At 59.2% G+C, this 11,947-nt stretch carries 10 protein-coding genes and 1 pseudogene; 3 read left to right on the forward strand and 8 right to left on the reverse strand.

Going from position 1 to position 11,947, the window contains the following annotated elements:
* The coding region (locus RIFP1SYM_RS13580) for a hybrid sensor histidine kinase/response regulator (RefSeq protein ID WP_240992119.1) at positions 1-2,688 on the forward strand (2,688 nt) is incomplete at its 5' end.
* A complete protein-coding gene (locus tag RIFP1SYM_RS13585) occupies positions 2,685-3,158 on the forward strand; it encodes a chemotaxis protein CheW (protein WP_005965736.1) in 474 nt (157 codons plus the stop codon). The genes RIFP1SYM_RS13580 and RIFP1SYM_RS13585, both read left to right, overlap by 4 nt.
* Positions 3,159-3,164: 6 nt before the next feature.
* On the opposite strand, the gene RIFP1SYM_RS13590 is transcribed toward RIFP1SYM_RS13585, so the two are convergent.
* The 8 genes and pseudogenes from RIFP1SYM_RS13590 to rsxA all read right to left on the reverse strand — a co-directional run bounded on the left by RIFP1SYM_RS13590 (position 3,165) and on the right by rsxA (position 9,562).
* Positions 3,165-3,899, reverse strand: coding sequence for a 16S rRNA (uracil(1498)-N(3))-methyltransferase (locus tag RIFP1SYM_RS13590; RefSeq protein ID WP_005965738.1), 735 nt, complete (start codon positions 3,897-3,899; stop codon positions 3,165-3,167).
* 2 nt (positions 3,900-3,901) lie between these two features.
* Positions 3,902-4,594, reverse strand: coding sequence for an electron transport complex subunit E (locus RIFP1SYM_RS13595; RefSeq protein ID WP_039960535.1), 693 nt, complete (start codon positions 4,592-4,594; stop codon positions 3,902-3,904).
* Positions 4,587-5,240, reverse strand: coding sequence for an electron transport complex subunit RsxG (gene rsxG, locus RIFP1SYM_RS13600; protein WP_005965741.1), 654 nt, complete (start codon positions 5,238-5,240; stop codon positions 4,587-4,589). Before rsxG ends, RIFP1SYM_RS13595 begins: the two co-directional genes overlap by 8 nt.
* Positions 5,237-6,274: an electron transport complex subunit RsxD gene (gene rsxD, locus RIFP1SYM_RS13605; RefSeq protein ID WP_005965742.1), complete on the reverse strand. Its 1,038-nt coding sequence runs from the start codon at positions 6,272-6,274 to the stop codon at positions 5,237-5,239. The genes rsxG and rsxD overlap by 4 nt, the downstream gene beginning before the upstream one ends.
* 3 nt (positions 6,275-6,277) lie before the next feature.
* The gene (locus tag RIFP1SYM_RS19065; RefSeq protein ID WP_240992121.1) at positions 6,278-6,751 is read right to left on the reverse strand and encodes an Hpt domain-containing protein; all 474 of its coding nucleotides are present in this window, start codon (positions 6,749-6,751) and stop codon (positions 6,278-6,280) included.
* Positions 6,752-6,817: 66 nt separating this feature from the next.
* Positions 6,818-8,396: pseudogene (rsxC, locus tag RIFP1SYM_RS19070) on the reverse strand (electron transport complex subunit RsxC); the annotation flags it as partial.
* Positions 8,397-8,400: 4 nt separating this feature from the next.
* Positions 8,401-8,970 (reverse strand): electron transport complex subunit RsxB, encoded by a 570-nt coding sequence (rsxB, locus tag RIFP1SYM_RS13615; RefSeq protein WP_005965746.1) that lies wholly within the window; start codon positions 8,968-8,970, stop codon positions 8,401-8,403.
* A 10-nt stretch (positions 8,971-8,980) separates the two neighbouring features.
* Complete coding sequence (gene rsxA, locus RIFP1SYM_RS13620) at positions 8,981-9,562, reverse strand: electron transport complex subunit RsxA (protein WP_005965747.1); 582 nt, start codon at positions 9,560-9,562, stop codon at positions 8,981-8,983.
* A gap of 431 nt (positions 9,563-9,993) precedes the next feature.
* Between rsxA and RIFP1SYM_RS13625 the strand changes: the two genes are divergently transcribed.
* Positions 9,994-11,947, forward strand: a 1,954-nt coding sequence (locus RIFP1SYM_RS13625) for a PKD domain-containing protein (RefSeq protein WP_240992120.1), incomplete at its 3' end; no start/stop codon positions are given.

Here is an 11,947-nt window from a genome sequence, read left to right on the forward strand (position 1 = left end):
ATCTCAGCTGAAGAGTTCGAGAAGTTGCCTGACGAAGAGGCGGAAGAACTGTTTATCGCAGCCGGTGATGAAGCCGACTCGGCGCTGATTGAGCGGGTCGAAGAGGAGGCGCTGAGCCAGGTCGAAGAGGATGGCATGTTTGCCGTCGCAGAAGACCCAGAGTTGGTTGAAGTTTTCGTCGAAGAGGCGAAAGAGTTGCTGGAGCAGATAGAATCAAGCTATCAGCATTGGATGGATAACCAGTCCGATGAGTCGGCCATCGACGCTATCCAGCGCATTCTGCATACCCTGAAAGGCAGCGCGCGCCTTTCAGGGATCCTACCAGTCGGTGATCTGAGTCATGCGCTCGAGTCGCTGTTCTCAAAGATTGCCGATAAAAATGTTCTGATAACCGGAAGATTGCTCGAGTTGACCCGACAGGCGATCGACCGTATTGCGCACCAGATCGACGAGGTCGCAACCGGTGGCGCCCTTTCCCGTGCTGGCAAGCTGGTCAAACAGCTGGAGTCGATCCTTGGATCAAAAGAGGCCAGCGCAGAGATTTCGTCATTTGCCGCTGAGTCGACAGATAGTTTGCTGGCGCCCAGTTCCATCGATGAATTCGAGGCCGACAGTGACTTTGCGATGCTGGATGCCGGCCTGACAACAGATCTTGCGGAGGAGACGACTCAGTCTGAGGAAACAGCGGAGACTGAGGGAGCGGAGTCTGCGCTTGAACCGGAAGTGGAGCCTGAACCTGAGCCGGGGGAATCTGAAGCGCTGAAGCGGATTATCCGTTTTCCCAAGCAACCACAGCAACCACCCGCGCCCGCGCAGGAAAATCTGCCGCAGGGGACGGCGTTTCGACCTGCCCGTGACCAGGTGCGTGTCAGTGCCACGCTGCTGGACCGCCTGGTAAACAATGCGGGTGAGATCAGCATCTACCGGGCGCGTCTGGAGCAGCAGAACGGTGTGCTCGGCTTCAACCTTGCGGAGCTGGAGCAAACCATTACCCGTCTTTTCGATCAGTTGCGCAAGCTGGAGATCGAGACCGAGGCCCAGATTCTCTATCGTTGGGATCGCGACCATGGGCAAGATGACAAGAATCGGGCGGAGTTCGACCCGCTTGAGCTCGATCGCTTCTCCACCATGCAACAGCTCTCGCGGGCATTGATGGAGACAGTTAACGACTTGGGCAGCATCAATGGATTGCTGGCCGATCTGCAGCGGGAGACCGATACTCTGCTGCTGCAGCAGTCGCGTATTTCCACCGACCTGCAAGATGGCTTGCTACGCACCCGTATGGTGCCGTTTCAGCAGCTGGTGCCGCGGTTGCAGCGCGTGGTGCGTCAGACAGCAGATCAGCTTGGCAAAAAGGCCAACTTGGAGACCTACGGTACAGATGGCGAGATGGACCGTACCATTCTTAACCGAATGATCCCGGCGCTTGAGCATCTGCTGCGAAATGCCGTGTCACACGGTATTGAAAAGCCTGAGGCGCGTCGTTTTGCCGAGAAGGATGAGGCTGGGCGGATCTCCCTCTATATGACCCGTGAAGCGACAGATATTGTGCTAACGCTTTCGGATGACGGCAATGGTCTCGATATCAATGCGATTCGTGAGAAAGCAATTGCGCAGAATCTGATCGATCCAAACGCCCAGGTCGAAGATGACGATCTGATGCAGTGTGTCTTGATGCCGGGATTTAGCACTGCTAGCGAGGTTACCCAGATCGCTGGACGTGGCGTGGGGCTCGATGTGGTCTCCTCCGAGGTGAAACAGCTGGGTGGTTCACTCGATATCGACTCCCAGCCGGGACGCGGCACCAGTTTTACCATTCGTTTGCCGCTGACCCTGGCGATCACCGACGCCTTGCTGATGCGCGTAGGCGATGATGTATTTGCCATTCCCCATGGCAGCGTCGAGGGTGTGGTCCGGATCAGCCGCAGCAAACTGATTGCCTGTGAGTCGGGCGAGGAGGAGGGTTTCTCCTACGCAGGGCGCACCTACAAAAATTTCTATCTGGGCAGCATGTTGGGCTTAAGTGACAGTCTGCCCCACGAGACTGAAAAGTGGATCCCTCTGCTACTGGTCCAGTCTGGAGAGCGTCGCGTTGCCTTGCGTATCGATGAGTTGCTCGGCACCCGCCAGATCGTGGTGAAATCGGTTGGCAAGCAGGTCAGCAGTGTGCCCTGGATCACTGGTGGTACGATCCTGGCCGATGGCCGTGTCGCCCTGATCCTCGATGTCGGCGCACTGGTGCGTCTGGGCACTGCGCACCTACAGGAACAGGTTGAAGAGGGAAGGAAGGCTGCCAAACGGGAAGAGGAGCGTCGTGTGCGGGTGATGGTGGTGGACGACTCGATCACTGTGCGCAAGGTTACCAGCCGACTGTTGGAACGTCACGATATGGATGTGGTGACAGCAAAAGATGGTGTGGATGCGGTAGCGCTGCTCCAGGAACAGATTCCGGATATCATGTTGCTGGATATTGAGATGCCGCGCATGGATGGTTTCGAATTGGCACGGCATGTCCATAATTCAGTCGAGTATTATGGACTGCCAATCATCATGATTTCGTCGCGTGTTGGTGAAAAACATCGCAAACGTGCCTTTGCTCTTGGTGTCAGGCGCTGTCTCGGCAAGCCTTACCAAGAGGCGGAACTGCTTGAGAATATTAAAGACGTGTTGGCGGAATCTGAGACATGAGTGAGGCGATCGCAGGCGAGGTTCGGAGTGTCCTGATTCCGTTGGTGTCGGGGCGGTTGTTGCTGCCAAATGCCGTAGTGGCGGAGGTTGCTGCCTACCAGCAAGCTGAGCCTCTGGACGATGCTCCGGCCTGGCTGCGGGGCATTGTCGAGTGGCGCAGGATCAAGATCCCGCTGATCGCCTTTGAAGGGATGCTGGAAGAGGAGTGGATCAGGGAGCCCGGCAACCGGGGACGTATCGCAGTTGTCCACACACTCAATGGAGATGCTTCGCTCCCCTGTTTTGGAGTTGTCTGTCAGTCTGTGCCTAGTCTGGTGCGCATCACCACCGAGAACATCATGCCGAGCGAAAGCGATGGTGAGATCAGCCCGGTGGTGCAGAAGTCGGTATTGGTGAATGGTGAGACGGCGATGATCCCCGACCTGGACGAGGTGGAGTTCATGCTGCTTGAAGCGTTCGAAACGAAGTGACCAGATTCAGGTCATAAAGTCCCCCCACAGGGTCTGGATGGCTGCGAGGGCGGCCAGTGGCGCGGTCTCTGTCCGCAGCACTCTGGGCCCCAGCCTCACTCCTTTGAATCCCGCCTGTTGCGCTAGGCGTCGTTCTTCCGGGCTGAGTCCCCCTTCAGGCCCCACTAGCAGGACGATTGCGTCCGGCCTTGAAGAGAGGTCATGCAGGCTTTCCGAGGCTCGATGGTCGAGCATAAGTCGCATTGTGGCGGGCAGTTGCTGCAACATCTCGTCAAACCGGCCTGGTTGTTCCAGCTGTGGGACGCGACAGCGTCCGGACTGCTCGCAGGCGCTGATTACAATCTTCTGCCAGTGAGTCATCCGTTTCTGTTGGCGTCGTGGATCAAGGCGCACCACACAGCGCTCCGTTACCAGTGGAACAATGGCACTCACCCCAAGCTCTACTGACTTCTGCAAAGCAAAATCCATACGCTCCCCACGTGAGATGCCGATTGCCAGTGTAATTGGCAGGGAATCCTTCGCCTCTTTCCGCAGGCACTGATGCAGTTCAACCTCGACCCGATTGCGGTCGCTGCTGATCAGGCTGGCGGAAAACTCGCGACCATCCCCATTAAATAGACGCAACTGCGCCCCGCTGCGGAGTCGCAGTACTTTGAGCAGATGGTGGGAGGGCTCGGCCTCCAGCTGAATATGATGGCCTGTCTGCAGTGGTTGCGAGGTGAAGATTCTTGGCGTGCGCACACTCAGGTGGCCGTTTCCGAGTTCGCCAAGTGGCTTGATTTTGCAAGGACACGCTGCTGCAATCGCTTGTCGATCACGCTCTTGATGGCAATCAGCAGCCCCAAGCCGATGAATGCGCCGGGTGGAAGGATCGCCAGCAACATCCCGTGATACCCCTCTCCCAAGGTGAGGGTTAGCGCTTCCGCTCCGCTGCCGAACATGAGGTGCGCCTGGGAGAATAGTGTGCCCTGGCCGATCAGTTCTCGCAGTCCGCCCAGAGTCAGCAGCACCAGGGTAAAGCCGATACCGATACTCAGGCCATCCACCAGTGAACGCTGCAGGTTGTTTTTCGAGGCAAACGCTTCAGCGCGACCGATAATGGCGCAGTTGGTGACAATCAGCGGGATAAAGATGCCAAGAATCTTGTGCAGCTCATGGAAATAGGCATTCATGCCCAGTTCGATAGCGGTGACAAAGGAGGCGATGACCATCACAAACACTGGCAGTCGGACCTCGTTCCTCACCAGATTGCGAATCAGTGAAACGGTGACATTGGAGGCGACCAGCACCGCGGTGGTGGCGATGCCCAGCCCCAGGCCATTGACCGCAGTATTGGTGACAGCGAGCAGCGGGCAGAGCCCGAGCAGGGCCACCAGCGCTTGGTTGTTGCTCCACAGACCGTCCTGGATGATTCTTGCGTAACTCGCACTAGCCATCGTTATTTTCTCCTGGAGTGGCCTCCTGTAACGGCGTGCGGTCATAGAGCCGCTGCTGATGCTGTTGGACATAGAGCAGGCTCTTTTTTACCGCAGCCACGATCGAGCGTGGCGTGATGGTGGCGCCGGTAAACTGGTCGAATACGCCACCATCCTTCTTCACACCCCACTGCGCCTTGGGCGGGTTGTTTAATGACTTGCCGGTGAAGCTATAGATCCAGTCAGAGCGGCTCTCCTCGATCTTATCGCCCAAGCCGGGTGTCTCTTTGTGGGAGATGATCCGTACACCGCCCAGGGTGCCGTCGTAGCGCACCGCCACCAGCAGCTTGATCGGGCCGCTGTAGCCGTTCGGCACCACCGGCGTCAGCACCACCGCCACCGGTTGGCCGCCAGACCGCCCACGGTAGACAGTCGTGTTTTCAGAGCCCAGGAGTTCCGGGTCGCTGACCGTCATGACATCGGAGATGATGTCGTTGTCGATACTCGCCGCCGGGACTAGCGCCGTGAGACTTCGCAGTAGCGCCTGGCGCTCATTACTGGCAATGCGTGCCTTGGTTGCCTGGTGGGTGAAGCTGACCAATGCCGTGCCAGCCACTGCAAACATGGCAAGCACAAAGCCAGCAATTACAACAGGGTGCTTGGTCAACGGGCACCTCCGTGTCCAAAGGTGCGTGGCTGAGTATAGTGATCGATAGTGGGGACAGCCATATTCAGCAGGAGCACGGCGAAGGCAACCGCATCAGGGTAGCCGCCCCAGGTGCGAATTACATAGACCAACATGCCGATCAGGGCGCCATAGATGATTTGACCGCGCCTGGTGGTACAGGCGGTGACAGGATCAGTGGCGATGAAGAAGGCGCCGAGTATCACGCCACCACTGAAGATGTGGAACAGCGGGAAGGGGTGGCTCTCTGGGTCGAACAGGTAGAAGAGCAATGCAAGGCTGAAGAGTCCCGCAAACAAAGAGAGCGGAATATGCCAGCTGATGACCCGCTTGTAGATCAGCCAGAGCCCACCCATGATGAACCAGTTGCCGACCCACTCCCAGCCTTGCCCGCCGAAATCCCCCCATAGAGGGTTCTGCATGATCTCGCTGATCATCCGGTTCTGATCCAGGCTGGTGCGCATCTGGTCCAGCGGTGTGGCGCTGCTGATGGTGTCGAAGCTGAGCCCTTCTGGCAGGCTGTTGAAAAATATCGCCTGAACGGTTTGCAGCAAGCTGAGTGGCTGGGTATTGAGCATCTCCGGCGGCAGCCAAGTGGTCATCTGCACCGGATAGGAGATCAGCAGGAACACATAGGCGGCCATCGCCGGATTGAATGGATTATAGCCGAGGCCGCCGTAGAGCTGTTTAACCAGGATGATGGCGAAGGCCATGCCGATCACTGTCAGCCACCAGGGCAACAGTGGTGGCGCGGCAATGGCGAACAGCATCGCCGTGACCACAGCGCTCAGATCCATCAGTGCTGGTGTTACCGGCCGCTTGCGCAGCCGCAGCGCGAGCGCCTCGAACAGCAGGGCGCTCGCGATGGCGATAACGCTATTGATCAGTACACCCCAGCCGAAAAAGATCACCATCGCGAGGATGCCCGGCAGCAGAGCCAGAACCACCTGGAGCATAATTCGGTCGACTCGGTTGGGGCGCGGGCTATGGGGTGAGCTGAAAGTCTGGAACTGCATTGGCTAGTTGCTCTCTGGCGGGGTATCGGTAGTCGGCTGTTTTTTAGGCGCTGAGGGCCTGCGTCGCTGGCCGGCGGCCTCGATACGAGAGAGCAGCGACTCGATGTTGGGTTCAGCCTGACTCTTGTCGAACAGCCAGGCGATCAGTGCTTTGCCGGTATCCACCCCATCCTCCATCAACGCGAGTGCAGTCTTGTCAGGTGCCTGCTGCTGTTCCACCAGGCTGTCGGTATAGAGCTCCAGTGATTTGTTGAGGCTGGCCAGGGGCATCAGACCGACCATCCGGGCACTGCCACAGATGGTGTGGAAAGCCCTGGGGATCTCGGCGGGGATCTGTGCTGCATCGTTGTTCCCCGCACGAGTCTGTTCGATGAAGCCGCTGATGGTCGCAAAGTGTGAGCTGGTCTCCTGTTTGAAGATCTCCTGCAGCTCTGGATCGTTCTCGATGCCGCCGCTGGCCGGTGGCGCCTCCTCCACGGGTTCTGCCTGCTGACGGCGCTGTTCGGCGGCATCGATCTGGGCCTGCTGTGCGGGCTGCAGATGGTCGGTGTTTTTTGGGCTGCTTTTATTGGCGGCCTTTTTCGCAGCAACACGTTGCTGCGCCGCCTCGATAGCGGCCTTTTTTGGATCCTTTGCCGCAGCTTTGCCCTTGGCTGGTTTCTTCGCCAGGTCCTCTTTCTTTTTGCGCAGCCGCGCCTTACGTTCTGCCTCCATCCGTTGCATGCGGGCGAGGCGAAAATCGTGGCGCATCTTGGCGTGTTCAGAGCGCCGCCGCTCCTCCTCCTGCTCCCAGCTTTCGGTCTTGGCATAGCGGAAGTAGTGGACCAGTGGGATGTGTGAGGGGCAGACGTGGGAACAGCAACCGCACTCGATGCAGTCGAACAGATTGTAGTCCTGCGCCTTCTCCAGCTCCTTGGCGCGGGCGTACCAATACATCTGCTGCGGCAGCAGTTGCACCGGACAGACATCCGCGCAGCGGCTACAGCGGATGCAGGCGCGCACCGACTCGGGGGGTGGGCTCTCCGCGACACTGGGCAGCAGCAGACAGTTGCCCCCCTTGGTGATTGGGATCTGGTCGGTACTGAGCCGAAAACCCATCATTGGGCCGCCATAGATGAGTCCACTGGCAGCATCGGTGTAGCCACCAGCCTGCTCGATCAGCTCGCCTGCAGGGGTGCCATCAGTACCTCCAAGTTGCAGGGCTGTGCGACCCCTTCGCCGGTGACTGTGACCAGTCGGGAGATCAGAGGTCGGCCGGTGAGCACCGCATCGGCGATGGCGGCAGCAGTGCCGACGTTATGGCAGATGATGCCGAGTTGGGCGGGTAGTCCGGCGCTGGGGACCTCCTTGCCGGTAAGAATGCGAATCAGCTGCTTCTCGCCGCCGCTGGGGTAATGGGTGGGGATGCGCACCACTTCCGCGGTATCCTGATTGCGCAGTGCCTGGCGCATGGCGAGGATCGCTTCGGGTTTGTTGTCCTCGATGCCGATCAGGCACTCTTCGGCTCCCAGCAGATACTGCAGGATGCGGATGCCGTCGATCACCTTGTCGGGAAAGTTGAGCATCAGCCGGTCGTCGCAGGTGATGTAGGGTTCGCACTCGGCGCCGTTGATGATCAGGGTCTTGATCGGCTTGCCGGGATCGAGTTTCACCGCTGTGGGAAAGGTCGCTCCGCCCATGCCGACGATGCCGCACTCGCGAATCCGTTGGCGCAGGTCTCAGCAGGGACGGTGCGAAAGTCACTGATCGGCTCCGGCAGTTCGCCCCACTCATCCTTGCCATCCGGCTTGAGCAGGATACAGGGGCCACTCAGCCCGGAAGGGTGGGGTAGCGGTTGTTGGCTGATCCCGCGTATTTCACCTGAGGTGGGCGCATGGATCGGCGCACAGACCGGTTCATCACTGTCGGCGATCTTCTGTCCCTTAAGTACCCGTTCGCCTTTTTTTACCAGAGGGATCGCCGGGCTGCCGATATGCTGCTGCAGCGGCAGAATCAACAGATCGGGAAGCTCGGCCTGGCGCAGCGGTGTGCTGAGTGACTGAGCCTTGTTGTCCGGCAGATGCAGCCCGCCACGAAAACGCCAGATCTGACGCGCCTTTCCTTTGGATGATTCGACGTACATACGGCTAGTGGGGCTGCGGTTGCGCAGCGATTTCTGGGTTGTTGTAGTCGGGAAAGGGCCAGTGCCAATTGTCAGCCGCTTCCGCGATCGGTTCCATGACGATGCACTCCACCGGGCAGGGTGCGAGGCAGAGTTCGCAGCCAGTGCACTCTTCGCTGATCACTACATGCATCTGTTTGGCGGCGCCGAGGATGGCATCCACCGGGCAGGCCTGGATGCAGAGGGTGCAGCCGATGCACTCCTGCTCCTTGATCAGCGCGACCGCGCGCGGCTTATCGGCGTTTAACTCGGCATCCAGCGGCACTGGGTCGCGCCCGAGCAGGTCGGCCAGCGCGACCATGGTGGTCTCGCCGCCGGGGGGGCAAAGGTTGATCTCCGCCTCGCTGCTGGCGATCGCTTCGGCGTAGGGGCGGCAACCGGCGTAGCCACACTGGCCACACTGGGTCTGTGGCAGCAGCTTCTCGATCTGGTCGGTGATCGGATCCCCCTCCACATGGAAGCGGATACTGGAGTAACCCAGTAGCAAGCCAAAGGCGGCGGCAAGCCCGGTCATGGCAAGAATGGCGATCAGCACCGCGTCATCCTTAATTCGCCACCAGGCCGGAGAAGCCCATGAACGCCATCGACATCAGGCCGGCAGTGATCAGGGCGATGGCGTTGCCCTGGAAGGGTTCCGGTACGTCGGATACCGCCACCCGTTCGCGGATGCCAGCAAACAGCACCAACACCAGGGAGAAGCCGGCAGCAGCGCCAAAGCCGTAGAGTGCCGACTCGACGAAGCTGTGTTGCTCCTGGACGTTGAGCAGCGCGACGCCCAACACAGCGCAGTTGGTGGTGATCAGTGGCAGAAAGATGCCCAGCACCTGATAGAGCATCGGGCTGGTCTTGTGCATCACCATCTCGGTGAACTGCACTACCACGGCGATCACCAGGATGAAGGCGATGGTGCGCATGAACTCCAGCCCCAACGGGGCCAGCAGATATTCGTTGGCCAGGTAGCTGCAGATGGAGGAGAGGGTGAGTACAAAGGTGGTCGCCAGCCCCATCCCCGTGGCGGTCTCCAGCTTGCGCGAGACCCCCATAAACGGACACAACCCCAGGAACTTCACCAGCACGAAGTTGTTTACCAGCACCGTGCTGATCAGTATGAGGGCGTACTCTTTCATTAGATCATGAGCTGTCTGTTTAAGCCGCTAAGCATAAGCGCCAGATCAGACGCTTACAACACCACGGCCTTTGTGTGTTGGCGATTGTTGTTGTTTTCACGCTTCTTTACATTGAAAAAACGCAAACCTGCATCAGGGAGGGGGATATCACACGAGATAGTTGCCGAGATCCCGAAGCGCATTTTATGTGCTGCCCCGGTTGCTCACCATCACGATGCGTCAACTGCCAGCAAACGTTCGGCATCAAGGGCAAGCTGGGCATGAGAACCACGTCACACTTTATCGATGCGTTGGAGAATGGCGTTGATCAGCCACGAAAAACAGTGACAATCCTGTGTAAGAAATAAAATCCTTATCGACATCAGCTCGGCACTGACATGGAAAAGGCATACCCTCTTAAACGGATAACCTCCATCCTACTCCTTCCAATCTTGCTGTTCGCAGGCTTCAGTGTCTTTGCGGAGGTGCTGGTCGAGGACGGATTTGATAACGACAGCGCCGGCTTCACTTATGTCGACGATCCGTTCCATGGCAGTAGTGCCCCTGGCTATGCCGATGGCAGCCACCTCAGCGTCGGCGGTTATAGTGGCGGCGCGCTGCAAGTCATCTTGGGTGGGCGTGACACAATTGACCTGTTCGGCCTCTCCGGCGGCTGGCAGCAGGAGTTTGAACTTGCCGGCCTGAGCGAGGTGAGTCTTAGCTTCCGTTACAAACTGAGCCAGAGCCCTTTTTACGAGGGAGATGAATACAGTCAAGTGCTGGTGAGCATCGATGGGGTACTGGTTGGTGTCTCGCCCAATGACTACATCGACCAGGTTAGCGGCAACGGCAACGGCGGTGCCGAAGAGACCACCGGCTGGCGTCAGGTGGAACTCAACCTGGGTGGCCTGGCGGCGGGTCGCCATCGGCTGATCATCGGCGGCTACAACAGCCAGAAGACCGCAGCCAACGAAACGACCGAGGTATTGATCGACGACCTGCTGCTGAGCAGCGGCAACAGCAATCTTCCGCCACGCACAGTGGTCGGCGCCGACCCGACGGCTGGTGTGGCGCCGCTACAGGTGCAGTTCAGCAGCGAAGGCTCCACGGACCCTGACGGGCGCATCGTTGGCTATCATTGGGTGTTCGGTGATGGCAACAGCAGCACCGAGATTAATCCGCTCCACAGCTACGCCACAGCAGGCAACTACACTGTCACCCTGACCCTGACTGACGATCAGGGCGCTACCGGCAGCGCCAGTATAATGATCAACGTCAGCGGCCTGTCTGACACCGCAGCGCCCGAAATCCCGGCTGGCGTCAGCGCCATCCCCTCCGGCGCCGATACCATCCAGCTCAGTTGGCAGGCGGCGAGCGACAATGTTGGCGTCACCGGCTACCGGGTGTTCCGTGATGGCGTTGAGATCGCCAGCAGCACCACCACCAGTTACCGTGATACCGGACTCAGCCCGCTGACCCGCTACAGTTACCGGGTCAGCGCCTACGACGCCGCGGGCAACGAAAGTGAGCCCGGCGAGGTGGTGGCCGCCACCACCGGCAATCAGTTGGTCCCCCTGATCGAGAGCGGCTTCGATAGCGACAGCGCCGGCTTTAGCTATGTAGACGACCCGTTTCGCAACACTAGCGCACCGGGCTATGCCGATGGCAGCTATCTCGGCGCCGGCGGCTACAGCGGCAGTGCCCTGCAGATCACCCTCGGCGGTATCGACGGTGATGACATCTTCGGCCTTTCCGGCGGTTGGCAGCGCGACTTCGAACTCACCAGCCAGAGTGAGCTGAGCCTCAGCTTTCGCTACAGACTGAGCCAGAGCCCATTCTACGAGCAGGATGAGCAGAGCCAGCTGCTGGTGAGCATCGACGGGGTACTGGTTGGTGTCTCGCCCAATGACTACATCGACCAAATTAGCGGCAACGGCAACGGTGGTGCCGAAGAGACCACCGGCTGGCGCCAGGTGGCGCTGAGTCTGGGTAGCCTTGTCGGCGGTAGTCACCGACTGATCATCGGCGGCTATAACAACCAGAAGACTGCGGCCAACGAAACGACCGAGGTACTGATCGACGATCTGGTGCTGCGCAGCGACAGCAGCAATCTGCCGCCGAGTGCCGTGGCCAGCGCTGCCCCGACAGCCGGTATTGCACCGCTGGAGGTGAGTTTCAGCAGTGTCGGATCCAGTGATCCTGACGGCACTATCCAGCATTTTAGCTGGGCGTTTGGGGATGGCAGCAGCAGTACCGAGGCCAACCCGCTCCACAGCTACGCCACTCCAGGCAGCTATACTGCGACCCTGAGCGTAACCGACGACCAGGGGGCGACTGCCAGCGCCAGTATCGGCATCAGCGTTAGCGACCAGCCTGACACTGAGGCCCCTGAGATTCCGTCCGGAC

It is taken from the genome of endosymbiont of Riftia pachyptila (vent Ph05) (genome assembly GCF_000224455.1).
GTDB classification, from domain to species: domain Bacteria; phylum Pseudomonadota; class Gammaproteobacteria; order Chromatiales; family Chromatiaceae; genus Endoriftia; species Endoriftia persephonae.

Excerpts from the sequence above, each read along its gene's own strand:
- rsxA (WP_005965747.1), bottom strand. The coding sequence starts at position 9,562 with ATGAAAGAGTACGCCCTCATACTGATCAGCACGGTGCTGGTAAACAAC.
- rsxD (WP_005965742.1), bottom strand. The coding sequence starts at position 6,274 with ATGCAGTTCCAGACTTTCAGCTCACCCCATAGCCCGCGCCCCAACCGA.
- RIFP1SYM_RS13585 (WP_005965736.1), top strand. The coding sequence starts at position 2,685 with ATGAGTGAGGCGATCGCAGGCGAGGTTCGGAGTGTCCTGATTCCGTTG.
- RIFP1SYM_RS13595 (WP_039960535.1), bottom strand. The coding sequence starts at position 4,594 with ATGGCTAGTGCGAGTTACGCAAGAATCATCCAGGACGGTCTGTGGAGC.